A 19,573-nucleotide genomic window follows, 5' to 3' on the forward strand; every position below is an offset into this window, starting at 1 on the left:
GGATTAGGGAGCGGCGCGGATGGTCGAGGGCGCGGCGCAGACGATGCGGCTCGACCGGCTGCTCGTCTACCTGCGCTTCGCCCGGACCCGCGCGGCCGCCCGCGCCCTGATCGAGAGCCGGGCTTTGCGCCGGAATAGAAATCATGTGCGGCGCGTCGCCGAAAACGTCGCTATAGGGGACGTGCTGACGCTCCCCGTCGGGGGCGAGGTCCGGGTGGTCGAGGTCCTGTCCCTGCCCGAAAGGCGCACCTCGCCCGCGCTGGCAAGATGTCACTATCGCGTGCTTGACCCTCGCGGTGAAATCGCCATAGCACCGGACCAAACGCCGCCGAATGATATGAAAGCTCCTCAATGACCTACGTCGTCACCGAAGACTGCATCAAGTGCAAGTACACCGATTGCGTCGAAGTGTGCCCGGTGGATTGCTTCTACGAGGGCGAGAACATGCTCGTCATCAATCCGAGCGAATGCATCGATTGCGGCGTGTGCGAACCGGAATGCCCGGCCGAGGCGATCCTGCCCGACACCGAGGACGGGCTGGAAAAATGGCTGGAGCTCAACACCAAGTATTCCGCCGAATGGCCGAACATCACGAGCCAGAAGGAACCGCCCGAGGACGCCGACCAGTTCAAGGGTGAAAAGGGCAAGTTCGAGAAGTATTTCAGCGCGGAACCCGGCGAAGGCGATTGATCCTGCGCGCCATCCCGGGCCGTGAACCCGGTTTCGTCCCGGCCGGGTGAGGGTTCCGGGCCGGACGCGGCCATCGCCGGTTTCGCCGCGCGTCGCCGGGCGGGAATGCGAACGGGTCGGCGCGCCCGCATGGCGCGGGGCCTCCGCCGGGGCGCGGCGGAACGGTCGGGCCGCGCTGCGGTTGGAGCCTTATGCGTCCGATCATCGCTTCGCTCAAGTCCGGCTGGACCCGCGCCAATGCCGAGAACGCCCCGCTGCTCGCCGCGGGGATCGCCTATTACGCCTTCCTCTCCTTCGTGCCGCTGCTGGGTGCGATCGTGCTCGCCTACGGGCTCATCGCCGACCCCGAAACCATCGCGGGGCACGCCGCCGCGCTGACCGAGGAACTGCCCGCTTCCTCGGCCGATCTCGTCACCAGCCAGCTCGAAAGCGTCACCGACAGGCGCAGCGGGACCTCCGGGCTCGGCTTCGTCGTCGCGCTCGCGCTCGCCCTGTTCGGATCGCGGCTCGCGGCGGGGGCGGTCATCACGGCATTCGATGTCGCCTTCAGGGCGAGGGAGAAGCGCGGGCTGATCCGCGCGAACCTGCTCGCGCTCGCGGTCACGCTGGGGGCGATCGTCGCCTTCGGGATCGTCGCCGGGGCGACCGCCGTGGTTTCGGTGTTCCTCGCGGAATCGGGCGAGCGCTTCCTCACCTTCGCCCTCGTCGGCCTGGTCGGGGTCGGCGGGGCGGTGCTGGCCTATCGCCTCGTGCCGAACAGCGAGGGGCGCGTGTCCTACGCGGCGGCCCTGCGCGGTGCGGTGCTGTTCGCGATCGGTTGGATGGGGGCGAGCGCGGGCTTCGGCTTCTACGTTTCGAATTTCGGCAATTACAATGCGACTTACGGCTCGCTCGGCGCCGTCGTCGTGTTCCTGACCTGGCTCTTCATCAGCGCGCTCCTGCTGCTGATCGGGGCCTTCGTCGCCAGGGCCAGCGCAGGCGGCGACGCGGGGGCGCCGACGGACCCGTAAGCATCGGGACTCGCAATTTTGTTGCGAACATGTTATAGAATGGTCCAACCTCGCCGGTGGGTCCCGGCGGTGGCGCCAGAAAACAGGAAAAGGCCACTTACCAGCAGCACAGTCTCGGTTGAATGCGGCCCGGTGCCTGCCTGTTTCTTCGGGCAATGCACCGCAAGGAACCATTCGCCCGATCGGCGGGAGCTGCTGGGGGCTGAGAGAAAGGAACTCGCATGGCTAGCAATGCGCCTGCCTTCACGGTCGGAGACTATGTCGTTTACCCCAAGCACGGCGTCGGCCGCGTGATCGAGTTGCAGAGCGAGGAAATCGCCGGGATGCAGCTCGAACTCTACGTGCTGCGTTTTGAAAAGGAGCGCATGACGCTGCGCGTTCCGGTGAACAAGGTCGAATCGATCGGGATGCGCAAGCTGTCCTCGGACAAGACCCTGAAGGAGGCGATGGAAACCCTGAAGGGCAAGCCCAAGGTCAAGCGCACCATGTGGTCGCGCCGCGCGCAGGAATACGAAGCCAAGATCAATTCGGGCGACCTCGTTTCGATCGCCGAAGTGACGCGCGACCTGTTCCGCCCGGAAGACCAGCCGGAACAGTCCTATTCCGAACGCCAGATCTTCGAAGCCGCCTCGAGCCGCCTCGCCCGCGAACTCGCGGCGATGGAGGAAACCGACGAACAGACCGCGCTCGAGAAGATCCTCGGCGTGCTGCGCGAACACGCGCCGCAATACTACGAAAACAGCGAGGAAAGCTGACCTCCGCCAGCCGGCATCATCAGCCGGCCGGGCACGATCGCAGGGCCGCTCCGCAAGGGGCGGCCCTTTGCGTTTGCGGGCGGCGCGCCGTGCGAATGGCGGACCGGGGAAAGGCTTGCGCGAGCCATGGTAGTGTATTATATCACCAATACACAGGCTGCAGGAGGGCAGGAATGATCGGCAATTTCATCTCTCGCATGGCGCCCCTGGCGGCGCTCGCGCTCGGCACGGCGCTCGCCGGATGCGGGGCGGATGTCCGCGTCAACGGCATGGGCGGCGTGCCGCTCGCCGAGCTCGACACGAACGGGCCGGCGCCGACCAGGCTCGTCCTCGCGAGCGGGGACAGGGTCGTCCTCAGCGAGGGCGACACGCTCGCCATCACGGTCGACGGCGACGAGGAAGAGAGCGCCAGGCTGCGCTTCTCGCTGGAGGAATCGACCCTTGGCATCGGCCGCAAGAACGGCAGCTGGGGTTCGGGCAGCGCGGTCACCGTCAACGTCACCATGCCCCCGCCCGAAAGCATCGCGATCGCGGGGAGCGGGACGGTCAGGGCCGTCACGCTGGCACGGGACGCGGACATCTCGATCGGCGGTTCGGGCGATGTCGCGGTCGAACGCATCGCCGCGGGCACGCTCGAGCTGAACATCGGCGGGAGCGGATCGATCAGGGGCGCCGGCACGGCCGAGCGGCTCGAAGTCAATATCGGCGGCTCGGGCGATATCGATCTCACCGCGCTCAAGGCCGACCGGGCCGAGGTCAGCATCGGCGGCGCGGGCGATGTCGCCTTCGCCTCGGACGGGACCGTGGAGGCGACCATCGCCGGATCGGGCGACGTCCGCGTGACCGGCAGCGCCAAGTGCGAGGTCACCGCCTTCGGTTCGGGCAGGCTGACCTGCTCGCCCGCCCCCGCCGCCGCGACGGCCGATCCGGGGGAAGCGGAAGAACCCACCGCGGGCTGACGACGACGCTTGCGCGAATCGGCGCGGCGCGCATGGTGCGGCGATGCGCGCCCTCTCCGCCCTGCCGGCGCTCGCCGCCCTGCCCCTGCTGTCCGCCTGCCTCGCCAGGACGGCGGTGGACATCGTCACGCTGCCGGTGCGCGCCGCCGGGGAAGTCGTCGATGTCGCCACCACCAGCGAATCCGAACGGGACGAGAAGCGCGGGCGCGAACTGCGCGAGCGCGAGGAACGGCTCGGCCGGCTCGAACGGCGCTATGCCGAGGAGATCGCCGATTGCCGCGACGGCGACGAGAGCGCCTGCGAAGACGCCCGCGCGACCTGGGCCGAACTGGAGGAGCTGCGGGCGCGGCTTCCCTCGGCACCGCCGCCCCTCCCGAAAGCGATTAGGCCCGAAAGCGATCAGTCCGGCGGCGTCGCGGCCCGGCGGAGCCGGTCGTTCACCGCCCGGCCGACGCCCCGATCGGGCACCGGCGCGACGGCGATCCGCGGCCGGTCGGACCGGGCGGCTTCGTGAAGGCAGTGATAGAGCCGCGCCGCGGCCTCGGTGACGTCGCCGCTCGCCGACAGCGTGACATCGCCCGTGACCGGGCCGAAACCGATCAGGAATTCATCCGCCTCCGCTTGCGCCGCGTCCAGACGGACCGGCTTGCCCGGCGCGTAATGGCTGGCGAGCTGGCCGGGGGCGGTGATCCCTGCGGGCGCTTGCCCGACCGGCATCTCGCGGTCGTGGTAATCGCGATAGAGCGCGGCGACATCGACCGGGCCGGGGCGCAGTTCGTGCCATGCATCGTCAGGCCCTATCCGCAGGATGGTCGATTCCACCCCCGCCTCGGTCGGCCCCGCGTCGAGGACCAGATCGATGCGCCCATCGAGCGAGGCGAGAACGTGCTCCGCGCTCGTCGGGCTGATGAAGCCGGAGCGGTTGGCCGAAGGCGCGGCGAGGGGGAAATCCACCGCTTCCAGCAGGGCGCGCATCACCGGATGCGCCGGAGCGCGCAGGGCGACGGTGGGAAGCCCCGCCGTCACGGCCTCGGCCAGCGCGGCGTCGGCGCGTCGCTCCACCACGAGCGTCAGCGGTCCGGGCCACATGACCTGCGCGATGTCACTGAGCACGGGGTCCGAAAAATCGCCATAAAGCGCGGCCTGTTCGACATCGCGCACATGGACGATCAGCGGGTTGAAGTCCGGACGCCCCTTCGCCGCATAGATCCGCGCCACCGCCTCGGCAGAATCCGCCCGCGCGGCGAGGCCGTAGACCGTCTCGGTCGGAACCGCGACGAGCCCGCCCGCTTCGAGGATCGCCGCGGCCCGTGCGATCCCTTCCTCGTCGGCGGGAACCACCGGTGTTGTGTCCTTGTCGCGCATGGCATGGGCGCTATATTCGACAGGGCCGCCTGCCAAGGGCGCTTTTCCAACCCCTTCCTCTCCCGCAACAAGGACGAGAATTCGCCGTGACACCCTTTACCCCGCCGACCCAGGACCAGCTGCTTGCCATTCGCGTCAATGCGGGGATCGAGGAACTGCAGAAATCCGAACGCTTCGCCCATGCCGAACCCGATCTTGTCGAAGCGATCGTCGAGGGCGTCGGCCAGTTCGCGGCCGGGGAATTCGCGCCCCTGAACCGCGTGGGCGATCTCGAAGGGGCGAAGCTCGAAAACGGCGTGGTCCGCCTGCCTGACGGATTCAAGGAAGCCTACGAAGCCTATGTCGAACAGGGCTGGAACGCGATCGCCAGTCCGGCCGAGTTCGGCGGGCAGGGCCTGCCCTTCACCCTGGCGTGCAACGTGCTCGAGAATCTCGGCGCGGCGAACATGGCGTTCAACCTGCTGCCGATGCTTTCGGTCGGGGCGATCGACGCGCTCGAACATCATGGGTCGAAGGACCAGCAGGCGAAATACCTGCCCGATCTCGTCAGCGGGAAATGGTCGGGGACGATGAACCTGACCGAACCCGCCGCGGGTTCGGACGTGGGCGCGCTGCGGAGCACGGCCGAACCGGTCACCGACGGGCCTCATGCCGGGAAATACCGGATCACCGGCCAGAAGATCTACATCACCTGGGGCGAACACGACCTGGCCGAGAACATCATCCACCTCGTGCTCGCCCGCCTGCCCGGCGCGCCGGAAGGATCGCGCGGCGTGTCGATGTTCCTCGTGCCGAAATACCACGTCAATGACGACGGTTCGCTCGGAACGAGGAACGACCTGCGCTGCGTCAGCCTCGAACACAAGCTCGGCATCAACGCCTCGCCCACCTGCGTGATGAGCTATGGCGACAACGGCGAATGCATCGGCGAACTGGTCGGACAGGAAAACCGCGGGCTCGCCGCGATGTTCACGATGATGAACAACGCCCGGATCAATGTCGGCAACCAGGGCGTGCAGATCGGGGAGCGGGCGACCCAGCAGGCGATCCATTACGCGAAGGACCGGGTCCAGTCGGCCCGCGCCGGTTCGCCCGACAAGAGCCCCGTCGCGATCATCGAGCATCCCGACGTGCGCCGCATGATCCTGCGGATGAAATCGCTCACCGAAGGCGTGCGCGCCCTGCTCTATTACTGCGCGGGGCTGGTCGATCGCGGGAATCTCGGCGACGGCGCGGCCAAGCTGCGCGCGGACATCCTCGTGCCGCTGGTCAAGGCGTGGGGGACGGATGTCGGGGTCGAGGTCGCGGGGATCGGGATCCAGGTCCACGGCGGCATGGGCTTCGTCGAGGAAACCGGCGCGGCGCAGCACTGGCGCGATTCCAGGATCGCCCCGATCTACGAAGGCACGAACGGCATCCAGGCGGCCGATCTCGTCACCCGCAAGCTCGGCCTCGAGGGGGGCAAGCCGATGATCGCCCTGTTCGAGGAAATCGCGCGCGACGCGGCGAAGGAACCGGCGCTGGCCGCGCTCGCGACCGATTGCGCTCATGTCGCGCGCTGGATGCAGGGCGAGGCGAGCCTCGACGATCGGCTTGCTGGCAGCGTCCCCTTCTGCACCATGGCGGCGGTCGCGGTCGCCGGCTGGCAGTTGACCAGGCAGGCCGAAGCGGTCGCCAACGGTGCCGCCCCCGCCCTCGAGACGAGCAAGCCGGTGACGGTGCGCTTCTTCCTCGACCGGGTCGTGCCCGAGGCCCACGGGCTCAAGGCGAGCGCGATCGGCGGGGCGGACCTGCTCTATTCGCTGCCGAGCGAGAAGCTGGCGGGCTGATCGGGTGGACGGGAGCCGCGCGCTGCTCGAGCGGATCGCCGCGGCGCTCGAACGGATCGCCCCGCCCGCGCCGCGCCCGACCGACTGGCGCATCGCGTCGGCCTATCGCTGGGACGGGGAGACGGGCCATCCCGTGCCCGAACCCGATGCGCTGCCGCTCGCGACCCTGCGCGGCGTGGACGAACAGAAGCGCGCCGCTCTCGAAAACCTCACCCGCCTCGCCGATGGGGCGGCGGCGCACGACATGCTGTTGTGGGGCGCGCGCGGCATGGGCAAGTCGGCGCTGGTCCGGGCCTGCATCGCCGCGATCGAGGCGGAAAGGCCGGGGCGGATCGCGCTGGTCCAGCTCGCCCCGGGTTCGCTCGCGACCTTTCCCGCGCTGATCGAGGCGCTGGCGAAGGAGGAGCGCGCCTTCCTCCTGTTCATCGACGATCTCGGCTTCGGCGCGGACGGGCGCGCGGACATGCTCGCCCTCAGGAGCCTGCTCGACGGCGGCGTTCTCCCCCGCCCGCCCCATGTCCGCATCGCCGTCACTTCCAACCGCCGCGCGATCGTGCGGCGCGAGGAGGCCGAAGCGGGCGCGCTCCACGAACGCGACGAGCGGGACGATGCGCTGGCGCTGGCCGACCGTTTCGGACTGACGCTCGCCTTCCACCCCTGCGACCGCGAAGCCTGGCTGGCGATCCTGCGCGGCTACACCGAACCGGCGGGGCTGTATTTCGACGAGGAAGAGGCGCTGGCCTTCGCGATCCAGCGCGGCAACCGTTCGGGCCGGACCGCGCTGCAATTCGCGGTCGAACTGGCCGGGCGCGCGGGCAGGAGGCTCTAGGCGCTACTCGCTATCGGCCTGCTGGCGCAGATATTCCTCCTCCCGGATCGCGCGGGGGTCGCGCAGTTCGCCCTGCGGCTCCAGCCGCTCGCTCTGCAGGCGCTCGATCGGGGCGGCGGGCTCGGCAGCCGGGTCGACCGCCCGCCAGATGATCCCCGCCGTGTCGTCCGAGACGAGAAGCGATCCGTCCCCGGCCCATTCGACCCAGGTCGGGCGGCCATTGGTCTTGTCGTCGCCCTGGAGGAATCCGCCCAGCACCGGCTGCGGCTTGCCCACCGGATTGCCGCGTTCGTCGAAGGGCACGAAGACCACGTCATAGCCCGAAGGCGGCTTGCGGTTCCACGACCCGTGCCGCGCGACGAAGGCACCGCGCGCGAAGGCATCGCCCATGCGGTGCCCGCCCTGCGTGAAGACCAGGCCGAGCGCGGCGACGTGCGGCCCCAGCGCGTATTCGGGATAGCGGGTGTATTCCATGAGGAATTGCGGCATCGGCGCCTCGACCCGGCGGTCGATGGTATTCTTGTAATAGAGCCACGGCCAGCCATATTGCGCGCCGATCGGGACATTGGTGAGGTAATCGGGCACGAGATCCGAGCCGAGCATGTCGCGTTCGTTCACCGTGGTCCAGAGCTCGCCCGTCCAGGGACTGAAATCGAGCCCGTTCGGGTTCCGCAGCCCCGCCGCGAACTGCGCCTGGCGGTTTTCGGCAAGGTCGTATTGCCAGATCATCGCCCGGCCGACCTCGGCCTCCATCCCCTTTTCGCCGATATTGCTGGCCGATCCGACCGCGACGAAGAGGTCTTCGCCATCGGGCGAAAGCTCCATGTTCCGCATCCAGTAATTGCCCGCGGCGGGCAGGTCCATCAGCTTGCGCGGGCTCCCCGTCACCGCGTCCGAACCGAGCTCGTAATCGAAGGCGAGCACCGCGTCGTGGTTGGCGACATAGAGCGTTCCGTCCTTCCAGCTGAGCCCGGAGGGGGAATCGAGATCGGCCTCGCGGATCACCATGCGGATTTCGGCCACGCCGTCGCCATCGGCATCGCGCAGCAGCACGATCCGGTTGGGCGAAGGCCCGGCGGATCCCGCCTTCTCGAACAGGACCGAGGCGATCCAGCGCTCGATCCTCGCCATGATCCCGCCTTCGCCGCCGCCTTCGCGGGCCGGCGCGCGGGTCAGCGTGACGAGGATGTCGCCGTTCGGCAGGGCATAGAGCACGCGCGGATGCTCCAGCCCCTCGGCAAAGCGGTTGACCTCCAGCCCCTGTGCGGCGGTGGGCTTTTCGCCCTCTTCCCAGCCGACCGGATCGGCGATCTGGATCGTGGGGAAGCTCTCCGCCTCGGGCTCCCCCAGCACGGGGTCGGTCCCGGCGACGTCCTCGAGCGGAAGGTCGGCGGTGTCCCCGCGGGTCAGGAACCATAGCGCGGCGGCGAGGACGAGGAGGATCACGAGGAGCGCGATCGCGATCTTGCGAAAAATGGCCATGGCTCCAGCGATTAGAGCGCGCTTCGCCTTGCCGCAACCGGGCTTGCCGCTATGGAGCCTTCGCCATGTACGATTTCCGCCCCGACGAAAGCCTCCCCCCGGCCGAACTGCACCGCCAGCTGCACGCCGCCGCCGATGCCCTCACCGCAGGCGAGCCCGATGCGGTGGCCAACATGGCGAATGTCGCCGCGCTCCTGTGGGAATTCCTGCCCGATCTCAACTGGGCCGGCTTCTACCGCGTGGCGCGGGCGAAGGGGGAGAGTGAAGGCGAGGAACTCGTGCTCGGCCCGTTCGTCGGCCGGCCGGCCTGCATCCGCATTCCCTTCGGCCAGGGCGTGTGCGGCGCGGCGGCGCGATCGGGCGAGACGCAGCGGGTCGAGGACGTGCACGCCTTTCCCGGCCACATCGCCTGCGACGCGGCGAGCCGGTCCGAACTGGTCGTCCCCGTGCTGCGCGATGGCCGGGTGATCGCGGTGATCGACCTCGACAGCCCCTCGCCCGCGCGCTTCACCCGGGACGATGCGGCGGGGATCGAGGCGCTCGCCGCCCTGCTCGCCGCGCGGATCTGAACGTCAGGCGAAGGGGCCGCGATCGCCCCGAAACGAGACAGCGCCCGCCTGCCGCCTTGGGCCGGGTCGCGGCGTGGTGGTAACTTCAGGCTAACCATTCGGGCGGCCGTTCCGGGGCGCGAGTCGCGCGCTTTCCTGCGGCCGGCCATCCTTTGCGGGGGAACCGACATGCCTGCCAATCGCACAATTCTTCGCTCCGCGCTCGGCGCGGCCGCCGGCCTCCCGCTGCTCGCCCTCGCCGCGGCGGCGAGCGCGCAGGACGCGCCGGCGGACGCCGGGCCGATGAGCGAGGAGGAAGTCCGCGAACTCCCGCGCGAATACCGCACCGGCCCGGTCCCGATGTCCGACGTGACCGAAACCAGCGTCGGCCCCGACGGGGTCGAAACGATCACCCGCACTCGCCGGATCGAAAGCGCCGCGCCCCCCGCCGGCGAAACCTATCAGGGCCATGCCAACCCCGCCCCTGCCTATCCCGGCTACCCCCCGCAGGCCCCGACGCCGGTCGTGTTCGAGCGCGAGCAGTGGCTCGAGGAATGCCGCCGCCGCACCGAAGGGCGGGACGAACGCGAGAAGGGCGGCATCATCGGCGCCCTGCTCGGCGCGATCACCGGCGGGATCATCGGCAACCGCGTGGCCGATGGCGAGCGGCTGGCGGGCACGCTGATCGGCGCGGGCACGGGCGGGCTTGCGGGCCTGCTGCTCGGCAACCTGATCGGCGGGGGCAAGAAGAACGACCGCTACGACTGCGAGGCCGCGCTCGACAGCTACATCTCGCAATACGGCTATCCCGCGAGCGGCCCGGCGCGCATCGCCTCGCGCACCATCCCCGCACCCTATCCGCCGGCTGGCTACGCTCCTTCGTACCAGCCGGCCTATGGCTACGGCTACCCGGCCTATTCCTACGCCCCGGCCTACGGCTACGCCCCGCCGCCGCAGATGGTGATGGTGCCGGTGCGCTACGAACAGCAGCAGCGGGTGATCGTGCGCGAGAACGTGCGCGAGGAAAGCGTGCCGGCCGCCCGGTCGATCCCCGAAAGCGCGCCGCGCCCGGTTCCGATCCCGCGCCCGGCCCCCTCGCCCAAGATGATCAAGGGCGACTGACGGGGCCTCATTCGGGCTTGCCCGTTCCCGCGCCGCGGGCCGCGATCTTCGCGGGTGGGGCCTGGTCGGCCGCGCGCAGCTTGACCGGGCCGAGCCGGATCACGTCCTCGCCCTGGCGGATCGTGAAGCCTTGCGCCCCGCGCGTTCCGGGGAGGGCCGCCGCGACGCCCAGAGTCGCCGCCGCCTCCTCGGCCACGCGCAGGCGGTATTGCCCGTAGGGCACGCGCTGGAACAGGAAGAAGCCGTCGAATTCGCTGACGGTCCCGGCCACGACATCGCCGCGCGCGTCCACCAGTTCGAGCGCGACGCCCGGCTGTTCGATCCCGTTCGTGCCGAGCAGCATCCCCTCGACCTCCCCGCTGGGCGAGATCGGGATGTCGATCCTGGCCATCACGCCCGGGCGCGGGGTGAGCACGATGCCCTTGACCGCCGGGGCGAGGAAGGGATCGTCCAGCGTGCTTTCGTCCACGCCGACCAGCACCGGGCGGAAGGGGCGCAGGTTGTCGACGATCACGCGGCCGTTTTCGCCGGTATAGGCATCGGTGCTGCGCTGGCCCGCTTCGACCAGCACGTCCTTCAGCACCGCCTCGCCCGGATCGCGGCGCCCGTTGCCGTCGTCGTCGCGGAACACGGTTACATCGGCCTGCCCGTTGCGGGCGAGCTTCGCCTGCGAGACCCGAATACCGCCGCGCACCGGATCCGGGCCGAGGCTGAAGGCGACCTGCACCCCCGCCCCCACCCCGCCGCGGGTCGTGACGAAGGCATCGCCGCGCAGCAGCAGCTGGTCGAAGCGCCGCGTGTAGGCGCCGGTGAAGCGGAATTCGTCGGCCTGCCCGACATACTCGACCTGCCCCTGCACGTCCGAACGTTCGTCGATATTGCCGTCGACCCGGATATTCGCCCGTTCGAACCCGGTGCGCGGCCCCTGGAAGGCCCACACCGCATTGCCGCGCAGGCGCCAGCGGCCCATGCGCGTGTTGGCGAGCAGGCGCAGGCGCGTGTCGGTCCGGCCGGGCAGGATTTCCCCCGCGGTGCGCTCCTGGTGGCTGATCTGGGCGGAGATCGCCACCCGGCCCGCCGTGACCGAGGTCGTCAGCAGCGCCTCGTTGATCTGCGACCCGTCGCGCAATCGCGAATGCTGGATGTCGCCCTGGATCGGCAGCGACCCCTTCCCGAGCGCAAGCGAGGTGTCGAAGGTGAACCCGGCGCGCCAGTCGATCTGGTTGGTCACGAATTCGCTGGTGAAATCGCCGAAGGAAACGAGCCCGTTGACCCCGAGATTGATGTTCCCCACCCGGCCGAGCGCGTTCGCCTCGGCCACCGCGCCCGCGCCGAATTCGTGCGCCGCCGTCAGCTCGACCGCCATCGCGCCGAACGAACGCACGATCGCGCCCTCCGCATAGGTGCGGCGGGCGCCCTCGAAGACGAGGCTCTGCATTCCCAGCGCGACGCTGGTCCTCTGGTCGATCCCGCGCTCGACCCCGACCCCCCAGCGCCATTTCTGCGGCAGGAAGACATTGTCGAGGTTGATCTGCACGAGGTCGCGCTGCGTCTGGAGCACCCCGGCCCAGTAATAGGTCTGCCCCGGTTCGATCTGGCTGAAACCGACCGGAACGCTCGTCCGCTCGCGCCGGATCTGCCCCTGCGGGCCGTAAAGCACGACCTCGAGATCGTTGCGGCCGTAGAACAGTTCGATCTCGACGAATTCGTAGCGCCCGTCGCCCCGATCGTCCTGGAAGGCGATCAGCTGGCCGTTGCGGTAGAGTTCGGCATCCCACCCGGCCGGCAGGGTCCCGCGCAGCGTTGTCGCGGAAAAACGGTTGGTCTGGCCCATCGGGCGGTTGGAGACGAAGGCCCCTCGCCCGACCTGCGTCTGCCCGGTCAGCCGGCCCGCGATCGTCTCGACATCGCCCACCGCTGCCTGAGTCGCCTCGAGCGGGCCGAGCAGGCCGCCGTCGGGATCGTTGCGATAGGCGCGCAGGCGGACGGTCTGGGGGGCGAGCTGGTTGTCGGTCGCGAAACGCGCGGAATAGCTCGCGCCGAGCGCCTCGCCCGCGGCGTAGAGTTCGACCCGGCCCGCGCTGGGCCGGCGCCCGGCCTCGCCGCTCGTCACCTCGCCCTGCGCGACAACGTCGAGTGAGGGCGTGCGCCAGGGGCGATATTCCATCTCGGCGGTGGGAAACCGGCTGAGATCGAAGGTCTGCTTCGGCCGGCGGTCGAGTCGCGCCGCGCGACTTCGGCGCTCGATCGCCTGCATGAACGGCAGGTCGCGCTCGCTCTCCAGCCGGATGATCGCGTTGTAGAGGTCCGGCTTGAAGGTGATCCCGAACCAGCGCGACAAGGCCCCGGTATCGACGCACCAGCCTTCGGGCGTGTCGTGAATGTCGCCCGCGATCGGGGCGCGGCCGCCCTCCACGTTCATGTTTTGTACCGTGTCCGAATCGCGATCGAGAGTGAAGGTCTGGTCCTCCGCGAAAAGCCAGCCAGTTGCGCGGCGCGACTTCTTGTCGATGCGGATCGGCAGGTCGAGCGACTGGATCACGTCGGCAAGGTCGAGGCACACGCCGCGATCCGTGCGGTATCCGCGCACGTCGAGCGTGAGCTTGTACTTGCCGATCACCGGCTGGAGGAAAAGGTAGTCGTCCTCGTTCGCCTGCCACGCGCTCTCCGCCTGCGCGGCGGCGGGCGCGGGCGCGGCCCACAGGCCGAGCGCCGCCGCAAGACCTGCGACGGTGCCGGCAAGGGAAAGGCGGGTGTCGGACATCGGGGCTGCGAAGGTGCGCCGCCGGTTTCCCGGCTCAGTCGAGCCCGGCGGCCGGATCCGGATCGACCCAGGTGTCGAGCGCGGCGAGGAGGCCGCCGCCCGCTTCGGGCATTTCGCGGTATTCGAAACGCAGTTCGCCAGTCATCCCCGCCGCCTGTTCGGGCGTGAGCGCGATCCTGAGGTCGCGCTGGCCGATCTCGGGATAGATCGCCACCCCGCGCAGCAGGACGAGGGGATCCTCCACCCCGGGCTTGGTCACGCGCAATTCGCCATAGGTCGAGCTTTCGCCCGAGCGCGTGACGGTGACGGCGAGTTCCGGCCCGTCCTCGCCCGCGACGATGCGCGGCTGGGCGATGCCGGCTTCGGCTTCGACCCGGCCGTGGCGGACGATGATCGGGATGGTCACGCCGTAGATCGGGATCAGCTGGATCGAGACCTGGTCGGTCGGTGCCTGCTGGGCCGTCGCCGGGCGCGGCTTGGGGATCGCGCGGAAGGACATGTGCACCCGGTATTCGCCGTCGGGCAGGTCCGCCGCGGGCCGCGCGGCGAGCCGCACCGCCTGGGGTTGGCCGGGCGGCAGCACGATGCGCCGCGGGGCGTAGCGGATCATGCCGAGGGCGGCGGTTTCCTTCTCGTTCGCCTCGCTTTGCTCGACCGGGACGAGCTTGCCGTTCTCCGTCATCCGCCGCAGTTCGAGCCCGATGCGATAGGTCGCTTCCTCGTCGCCGATGTTGCTGAGGATCACCTCGGTCCCGCGCCGCCCGTCGAGGATGACGCGGGTCGGCGCAACCAGCAGGTCGCCCTGCGCGCTGACGGGGGTGGTGAGGCTAAGCGAGGAAAAGGCGGCAAGAACGGCCGCGCCGCGCGCGAATGCACGCAAGGCCCTGATGGACATTGGTCAGCTCCCGAGATGGTGCAGCGCGGGCTGGTCCTCCCGGCTGCTCTGCGTAGGTTCACGCAGTTGGGTAACGGGATGTGGTTAACATCCGTCTAACCATGTCTCGCCCCGAAGCGCCTTGCGGAGCTTCCGGAGAGTCCACGCGAAAGGGCCGCGCACCCCGCCGGGGGATGCGCGGCCCTGACCTGGTCGCCTTGCAGGGCGCGAAAACGCGCCCCGCGGGTGGGCTTACGAATATTCGACCGAAACGTCGAAGCTGCCGCTGTAGATGCCCGCGACTTCCGAACCGTCGAAAGTGATCGTGCCGCCGACGGTGAAGTCGCCTTCGCCCGAACCGTCGAGGGTGATCTCGTTGCCCGAAGCGCTCGAGGTGAAGGCATCGAGCTCGATCGTGTGCTCGCCCACGCTCGAGCCGCTGAAGTCGGGGTGATTGAGGTCGATCGAATCGGTCGGCAGGTTGATCGTGACGGCCTTGTTGGCCGTGCCGGTGACATCGAACGCGGCCACGGCCGAGGTGCCCGAGCACACGATGTCGCCCGCCGAGCAATCGAGCACGCCGTCCGCGCCGAGCGTGACGGTGCCGCCGCCGTCGACGACCATGGTGCCGAAATCGAGGCCGTTGGTGTTGTCGAGCGTCAGCGCGTCGAGCACTTCGGCGGTGGCGGTGGCGGTGGCGGTATCATCCTGGGCGAAAGCGGCGGTGCTCATGCCCATGGCGGCGAAGAGGGCAACGCCCGCCGCGCCGAAACGAATCATCTTGGTCATGTCTGGTCCTTCCGAGTGTGGTCTTAACCCGTCGCAGCCATCCGCCCGCCCAAGCGGGCCAGGTGCATGTCTGCCGAACGGACGTGCGGCCCGTTCGTGGTCTCTCGGTAGGAATACCCGGTTCAGGCTTCGTTCGCGCTTATGGTTAACGGCGCGGCAAGACCTAACGCCCCGGGCCGCTCGGTCGGCGGATTTGCGTGGGTTTTGAAGGGGAAGCCGTGGCTAACGCGGTGCTAAATATCGCCCCCGGTAAGTCGCTGGCAAACGAGGTCGAGCTGGTCGAGCGAGGAATAGCGGATCGTCACCGCGCCCTTGCGCGGGTCGGCATCCGCCTTGATTCGCACCGGCAGGCCGAGGAATTCCTCGAGATGGCGCTGCACCGCCTCGATATCGGCGTCGCCTTCGTGCGGGGTGCGATGGGCCACGGCCCCTCCGGGCGAACGGGTGTCCTGCACCGCCCGGGCCGCATCGCGCACCAGCTTCTCTATGTCGCGCACCGAAAGGTTGTCGTTCACCGCCTGTTCGGCATAGCGCGCGGCGTCTTCCTGCCCGATCAGCGCGCGGGCGTGACCCATCGACAGGCGCCCGCTTTCGACCAGGTCGAGCACCTTGCCGGGCAGGCCCAGCAACCGCTGGAGATTCGCGACATGGCTGCGCGACTTTTCGACCATCCGCGCGATTTCCGCCTGGGTCATCCCCTCTTCATCGGCAAGCCTTTGATAAGCCCGCGCTTCTTCGACCGGGTTGAGGTCCTCCCGCTGGAGGTTCTCGATCAGGGCGAGCGCCATGACCTCGCGGTCGTCGAGCTCCCGCACCAGCGCCGGGATCTCGTGCAGGCGGGCCTTCTGCGCCGCGCGCCAGCGCCGCTCGCCCGCGACGAGCTGATAGCCGCGCGGTCCGTGCGGGCGGACGATGATCGGCTGGATCACGCCGCGCGCGGCGATCGAGGCGGCGAGTTCCTCGAGCGCGGCCTCGTCGAAATGCTTGCGCGGGTTGCCGGGCAGCGGGGTGATCGCGCCGGTCGCGACCATCCTGAGCGGCGAATCGCCCGCCGGCGCGCCGGAGGACGCGGGCGCGTCGCGGTCGGACTGGACCAGCGGCTCTTCGCGCTTCATCTCACCCATCAGCGCGCCAAGACCCTTGCCGAGCTTCTTCTTGCGATCGGCGGCGGGGCGCTGCGGGACGGAGAAGCGGATCGGATCGGTCGAGGATTCGCTCATGCCGCTTTCCTTTCCGGCGGAAACCGGCCGATGAGTTCGCGCGCAAGTGCGATGTAGGCGCGGCTGCCGGTGCAGGAATGGTCGTAGACCAGTGCAGGAAGCCCGTGGCTCGGCGCTTCGGAAAGCCGCACGTTGCGCGGGATCACCGTTTCGAACACCAGCTTGCCGAGGCATTCGCGCACGTCGTCCGAAACCTGGTCGGTCAGGCGGTTGCGGCGATCATACATGGTCAGCGCCACCCCGATGATGTCGAGCCCGGGATTGAAGCGCTGCTGCACCCGCTCGACCGTCTGGAGCAGCTGGCTGAGCCCTTCGAGCGCGAAGAATTCGCACTGCAGCGGCACCAGCAGCGTATCGGCGGCGCACAGCGCGTTCAGCGTCAGCAGGCCGAGCGAGGGCGGGCAATCGATGAAGCAGATGTCGTGCCCGCCGTGGCTGGCAAGCGCCTGCCGCAGCCTGGCCGTGCGGTCCTCGACCGAGACGAGCTCGACCTCGGCGCCGCTGAGATCCTGCGTCGCGGGAACCACGTCGAGCCCGGGAATGCTGGTCGGCACGACCGCCTCGGCGAGCGGGTAGCCGTCGACCAGCAGGTCATAGCTCGAGATTTCGCGCGCGCCCGCTGCGACCCCCAGCCCCGTCGAGGCGTTGCCCTGCGGGTCGAGATCGACCAGCAGGGTGCGCCATCCGGTCGCGGCCATCGCGGTGGCGATGTTGATCGCGGTCGTGGTCTTGCCCACCCCGCCCTTCTGGTTGGCTATGGCTATGGTTAGCATGATCCTGTCCTCGCTCGGCGCCCGGCCCACAGGGGCGGCGCAAGACGCTTCAGGCACTCACAATGATGCCCGCTTCGCGATCGGTCAATGAATGTTCCACGTGGAACATCGCTCGAATCGGCTTTTTCGCCTGCCCCAGTTCGTGCGCCGCCGAGCGTCCCTTGGGCAAGACGTAGCGGGTCTGCTTTGTGGAGAAGGGTGCGGATAAGCGCAGGAGCTTGTCGAGCGGTGCGAAGGCGCGTGCCGAAATGACCCGCGCCGGGAAGGGTTCGATCCGTTCGAGCCGTTCGCCGACGACGCGGCAGCGCGAAAGACCGAGCTCCCGCACGCAGGTTGCGAGGAATTCGGCCCGGCGCGCGCGCGATTCGACGAGGACGACCTCCCATTGCGGACGCAGGGCGGCGATCACCAGCCCCGGAAAGCCCGCTCCGGTGCCGAGATCGAGCCAGGGGCCTGCCCCGGATGTTTCACGTGGAACATGTTCGAGCAACTGCGCGCTGTCGGCGATGTGGCGCTGCCACAGCTCCGCCTCGGACGGTTTGGCGATGAGGTTCTGGCGCGCGTTTTCGGCGAGCAGGAGATCGTCGAAGCGTTCGAGCCGCTCCATCGCCGCCGCATCGCCCCACCCGGCGACATAGTCCCTCGCCTGCGCCTCGTCCCCGATCGGTTCCGGTTCGATCACGCCGCGCGCTGCCCCGGCCCGCCCGCGGCCTGCCGGCGGCGCGCATGGACCAGCAGCGCCGAAAGCGCCGCGGGGGTGATCCCCGGGACCCGGCCGGCCGCGGCGAGCGTCGACGGAGCGGCGGCGGAAAGCCGCTCCACCATCTCGTTCGAAAGCCCCGGCACCGCGCCATAGGGGAAATCCGGCGCGAGCGGCAGGGCCTCGCTCGCCCGAAGATCGCGCAGTTCCGCGTCCTGCCGGGCGAGATAGGGCGCGTAGGCGGCATCCTCCGCCATTTCGGCGGCGAGCAGCGGATCGAGCGCGCGCGCCTCCCCCAACCACGGGTCGAGCGTGGCGAGATCGAGCCCGTCGTGCCGCAGCCATTCGCTCAGCGGCTTTTCCCCGCCGTCGCGGCGCACGGCGAGGCCCGCATCCGCCAGGTCGCGGGCATGAACCGGCGTGTCGAACACCGCGCCGATGCGGGCGCGCAATTCCTCGCGCCGTTCGAACCAGGCGCGCCGTTCCTCGCCCACGCAGCCCGCCGCGATGCCGATGCCCGTCAGCCGGGTCGAGGCGTTGTTGGCACGCAGGCGCAGGCGGTATTCGGCGCGCGAGGTCAGCATCCGGTACGGCTCGGACACGCCCTGCAGGGTGAGATCGTCGATCATCACCGCGATGTAGCTGTTCGCCCGGTCGAGCCGCGGCGCCTCGCGTCCCACCGCCGCCGCACCAGCTTCGAGCCCCGCGACTAGGCCCTGCGCCGCCGCTTCCTCGTACCCGGTCGTGCCGTTGATCTGCCCGGCGCAGTAAAGTCCGGGGATGGCGCGCAGTTGCAGGTCCGGCGTCAGGGCGCGCGGGTCGATGTGGTCATATTCCACCGCATAGCCCGGCACGATCATTTCCACCCGCGACAGGCCCGGCATGGCGCGCAGCATCGCCTCCTGCACGTCGACGGGCAGCGAGGTGCTGATGCCGTTGGGATAGACGAGATGCGTGTCGAGCCCTTCGGGTTCGAGAAAGACCTGGTGCCCATCGCGGTCGCCGAAACGGTGGATCTTGTCCTCGATCGAGGGGCAATAGCGCGGCCCCGCCGCCCCGATCGCGCCCGAGAACAGCGGCGAAAGGTGGAGATTCGCGCGGATCGTGTCGTGCGCGGCCTGCGTCGTGCGGGTGATCGCGCAGAACACCTGCGGGTTCATGCGCCGCGCGGTGAGCGGCGACATGGTCCAGCCGTCCGCATCGGAAGCCTGCTCGGGCAGCGCGGCCCAATCGATCGTGCGCCCGTCCAGTCGCGGCGGCGTCCCGGTCTTGAGGCGGGCCATGGGCAGGTCCGCCCCGCGCAGCTGCGCGGCGAGCCGGGTCGCGGCGTTCTCCCCGATGCGGCCGCCCTCGAACCGTTCCTCGCCCCGGAACAGCACGCCGCCGAGGAAGGTCCCGGTGCACAGGATCACCCGCCGCGCTTCGAGCCGGGTCCCGTCGGCCAGCTCCAGCCCGCCGACAGCCCCGCCCTCCAGGACGAGGGCCGCGGCCTCGCCCTCTATCAGCGCGAGGTTCGCCTGCGCGCCGACGGTCTCCTGCACCGCCGCCCTGAACCGCTCGCGATCGGCCTGGACGCGCGGGCCCCACACGGCGCTGCCCTTGGAGCGGTTGAGCATCCGGTAATGCACCGCCCCGGCATCGGCCGCGCGGCCCAGCACGCCGTCGAGCGCATCGACCTCGCACACGAGATGCCCCTTGCCGAGCCCGCCGATCGCCGGGTTGCAGCTCATCGCGCCGATCGCGTCCAGATCGAAGCTGACGAGCCCCGTGCGCGCGCCCATGCGCGCCGCCGCGCAGGCGGCTTCGACCCCGGCGTGCCCGCCGCCGATCACGAGAACATCGAACTCACGCATGACGCGCCAGA

General features: G+C 69.5%; 19 protein-coding genes. 10 read left to right on the forward strand and 9 right to left on the reverse strand.

From position 1 onward, the window contains the following. The first annotated feature begins 19 nt into the window (after positions 1–19). The 6 genes from BLU08_RS10620 (at position 20) to BLU08_RS15640 (ending at position 3,928) form a co-directional block, all read left to right on the forward strand. Positions 20–355, forward strand: a complete 336-nt coding sequence (locus BLU08_RS10620) for a S4 domain-containing protein (protein ID WP_233995941.1) — start codon at positions 20–22, stop codon at positions 353–355. Continuing rightward, positions 352–690 carry a ferredoxin FdxA gene (gene fdxA / locus BLU08_RS10625; protein WP_090199324.1) on the forward strand — a complete coding sequence of 113 codons (339 nt, stop codon included), beginning with the start codon at positions 352–354 and terminating at the stop codon, positions 688–690. Before BLU08_RS10620 ends, fdxA begins: the two co-directional genes overlap by 4 nt. 191 nt (positions 691–881) lie before the next feature. After that, a complete protein-coding gene (locus BLU08_RS10630; protein ID WP_090199325.1) occupies positions 882–1,700 on the forward strand; it encodes a YihY/virulence factor BrkB family protein in 819 nt (272 codons plus the stop codon). 221 nt (positions 1,701–1,921) lie between these two features. Further along, on the forward strand, positions 1,922–2,455 hold the full coding sequence (locus BLU08_RS10635) for a CarD family transcriptional regulator (protein ID WP_090199327.1): 534 nt from the start codon (positions 1,922–1,924) through the stop codon (positions 2,453–2,455). Positions 2,456–2,628: 173 nt separating this feature from the next. Next, the gene (locus BLU08_RS10640) at positions 2,629–3,414 is read left to right on the forward strand and encodes a head GIN domain-containing protein (protein ID WP_233995942.1); all 786 of its coding nucleotides are present in this window, start codon (positions 2,629–2,631) and stop codon (positions 3,412–3,414) included. 43 nt (positions 3,415–3,457) lie between these two features. Further along, positions 3,458–3,928: a hypothetical protein gene (locus BLU08_RS15640; protein ID WP_369816782.1), complete on the forward strand. Its 471-nt coding sequence runs from the start codon at positions 3,458–3,460 to the stop codon at positions 3,926–3,928. Here the strand turns inward: BLU08_RS15640 and BLU08_RS10650 are convergent. After that, positions 3,814–4,779, reverse strand: a complete 966-nt coding sequence (locus BLU08_RS10650; protein WP_090201281.1) for an L-threonylcarbamoyladenylate synthase — start codon at positions 4,777–4,779, stop codon at positions 3,814–3,816. The two genes, BLU08_RS15640 and BLU08_RS10650, sit on opposite strands and share 115 nt — an antisense overlap. An 86-nt stretch (positions 4,780–4,865) precedes the next feature. Between BLU08_RS10650 and BLU08_RS10655 the strand changes: the two genes are divergently transcribed. Next, positions 4,866–6,608 (forward strand): acyl-CoA dehydrogenase, encoded by a 1,743-nt coding sequence (locus BLU08_RS10655; RefSeq protein ID WP_090199329.1) that lies wholly within the window; start codon positions 4,866–4,868, stop codon positions 6,606–6,608. Between the two features lie 4 nt (positions 6,609–6,612). Next, a complete protein-coding gene (locus BLU08_RS10660; RefSeq protein ID WP_090199331.1) occupies positions 6,613–7,437 on the forward strand; it encodes a DUF815 domain-containing protein in 825 nt (274 codons plus the stop codon). A gap of 3 nt (positions 7,438–7,440) precedes the next feature. Here BLU08_RS10660 and BLU08_RS10665 read toward each other — a convergent pair whose 3' ends face one another. Continuing rightward, on the reverse strand, positions 7,441–8,919 hold the full coding sequence (locus BLU08_RS10665) for a sorbosone dehydrogenase family protein (protein WP_090199333.1): 1,479 nt from the start codon (positions 8,917–8,919) through the stop codon (positions 7,441–7,443). 65 nt (positions 8,920–8,984) lie between these two features. On the opposite strand from BLU08_RS10665, the gene BLU08_RS10670 reads away from it, so the two are divergent. After that, complete coding sequence (locus tag BLU08_RS10670; protein WP_090199335.1) at positions 8,985–9,488, forward strand: GAF domain-containing protein; 504 nt, start codon at positions 8,985–8,987, stop codon at positions 9,486–9,488. A 168-nt stretch (positions 9,489–9,656) separates the two neighbouring features. Beyond that, positions 9,657–10,589: a glycine zipper 2TM domain-containing protein gene (locus BLU08_RS10675; protein WP_090199337.1), complete on the forward strand. Its 933-nt coding sequence runs from the start codon at positions 9,657–9,659 to the stop codon at positions 10,587–10,589. A gap of 7 nt (positions 10,590–10,596) precedes the next feature. Here BLU08_RS10675 and BLU08_RS10680 read toward each other — a convergent pair whose 3' ends face one another. The 7 genes from BLU08_RS10680 to mnmG form a co-directional block, all read right to left on the reverse strand. Continuing rightward, positions 10,597–13,353, reverse strand: a complete 2,757-nt coding sequence (locus tag BLU08_RS10680) for a carboxypeptidase-like regulatory domain-containing protein (RefSeq protein ID WP_090199339.1) — start codon at positions 13,351–13,353, stop codon at positions 10,597–10,599. Positions 13,354–13,387: 34 nt separating this feature from the next. Then, positions 13,388–14,248 carry a molecular chaperone gene (locus tag BLU08_RS10685; RefSeq protein ID WP_090199341.1) on the reverse strand — a complete coding sequence of 287 codons (861 nt, stop codon included), beginning with the start codon at positions 14,246–14,248 and terminating at the stop codon, positions 13,388–13,390. Positions 14,249–14,479: 231 nt separating this feature from the next. Beyond that, positions 14,480–15,016, reverse strand: a complete 537-nt coding sequence (locus BLU08_RS10690) for a DUF4402 domain-containing protein (protein WP_090199343.1) — start codon at positions 15,014–15,016, stop codon at positions 14,480–14,482. A gap of 233 nt (positions 15,017–15,249) precedes the next feature. Further along, a complete protein-coding gene (locus tag BLU08_RS10695; RefSeq protein WP_090199345.1) occupies positions 15,250–16,236 on the reverse strand; it encodes a ParB/RepB/Spo0J family partition protein in 987 nt (328 codons plus the stop codon). Continuing rightward, positions 16,233–17,009, reverse strand: coding sequence for a ParA family protein (locus BLU08_RS10700; RefSeq protein WP_090201283.1), 777 nt, complete (start codon positions 17,007–17,009; stop codon positions 16,233–16,235). The genes BLU08_RS10695 and BLU08_RS10700 overlap by 4 nt, the downstream gene beginning before the upstream one ends. Positions 17,010–17,058: 49 nt before the next feature. Beyond that, positions 17,059–17,691, reverse strand: coding sequence for a 16S rRNA (guanine(527)-N(7))-methyltransferase RsmG (rsmG, locus tag BLU08_RS10705; RefSeq protein ID WP_369816783.1), 633 nt, complete (start codon positions 17,689–17,691; stop codon positions 17,059–17,061). Further along, on the reverse strand, positions 17,688–19,562 hold the full coding sequence (gene mnmG / locus BLU08_RS10710) for a tRNA uridine-5-carboxymethylaminomethyl(34) synthesis enzyme MnmG (protein ID WP_090199347.1): 1,875 nt from the start codon (positions 19,560–19,562) through the stop codon (positions 17,688–17,690). Before mnmG ends, rsmG begins: the two co-directional genes overlap by 4 nt. Positions 19,563–19,573 lie beyond the last annotated feature (11 nt).

This window comes from Erythrobacter sp. HL-111 (assembly GCF_900105095.1).
GTDB lineage: Bacteria > Pseudomonadota > Alphaproteobacteria > Sphingomonadales > Sphingomonadaceae > Erythrobacter.

Excerpts from the sequence above, each read along its gene's own strand:
- fdxA (WP_090199324.1), top strand. The coding sequence starts at position 352 with ATGACCTACGTCGTCACCGAAGACTGCATCAAGTGCAAGTACACCGAT.
- BLU08_RS10630 (WP_090199325.1), top strand. The coding sequence starts at position 882 with ATGCGTCCGATCATCGCTTCGCTCAAGTCCGGCTGGACCCGCGCCAAT.
- BLU08_RS10700 (WP_090201283.1), bottom strand. The coding sequence starts at position 17,009 with ATGCTAACCATAGCCATAGCCAACCAGAAGGGCGGGGTGGGCAAGACC.
- BLU08_RS10680 (WP_090199339.1), bottom strand. The coding sequence starts at position 13,353 with ATGTCCGACACCCGCCTTTCCCTTGCCGGCACCGTCGCAGGTCTTGCG.
- BLU08_RS10675 (WP_090199337.1), top strand. The coding sequence starts at position 9,657 with ATGCCTGCCAATCGCACAATTCTTCGCTCCGCGCTCGGCGCGGCCGCC.
- BLU08_RS10640 (WP_233995942.1), top strand. The coding sequence starts at position 2,629 with ATGATCGGCAATTTCATCTCTCGCATGGCGCCCCTGGCGGCGCTCGCG.
- BLU08_RS10665 (WP_090199333.1), bottom strand. The coding sequence starts at position 8,919 with ATGGCCATTTTTCGCAAGATCGCGATCGCGCTCCTCGTGATCCTCCTC.
- BLU08_RS15640 (WP_369816782.1), top strand. The coding sequence starts at position 3,458 with ATGCGCGCCCTCTCCGCCCTGCCGGCGCTCGCCGCCCTGCCCCTGCTG.
- BLU08_RS10695 (WP_090199345.1), bottom strand. The coding sequence starts at position 16,236 with ATGAGCGAATCCTCGACCGATCCGATCCGCTTCTCCGTCCCGCAGCGC.
- BLU08_RS10685 (WP_090199341.1), bottom strand. The coding sequence starts at position 14,248 with ATGTCCATCAGGGCCTTGCGTGCATTCGCGCGCGGCGCGGCCGTTCTT.
- BLU08_RS10635 (WP_090199327.1), top strand. The coding sequence starts at position 1,922 with ATGGCTAGCAATGCGCCTGCCTTCACGGTCGGAGACTATGTCGTTTAC.
- BLU08_RS10690 (WP_090199343.1), bottom strand. The coding sequence starts at position 15,016 with ATGACCAAGATGATTCGTTTCGGCGCGGCGGGCGTTGCCCTCTTCGCC.
- BLU08_RS10620 (WP_233995941.1), top strand. The coding sequence starts at position 20 with ATGGTCGAGGGCGCGGCGCAGACGATGCGGCTCGACCGGCTGCTCGTC.
- mnmG (WP_090199347.1), bottom strand. The coding sequence starts at position 19,562 with ATGCGTGAGTTCGATGTTCTCGTGATCGGCGGCGGGCACGCCGGGGTC.
- BLU08_RS10670 (WP_090199335.1), top strand. The coding sequence starts at position 8,985 with ATGTACGATTTCCGCCCCGACGAAAGCCTCCCCCCGGCCGAACTGCAC.
- BLU08_RS10650 (WP_090201281.1), bottom strand. The coding sequence starts at position 4,779 with ATGCGCGACAAGGACACAACACCGGTGGTTCCCGCCGACGAGGAAGGG.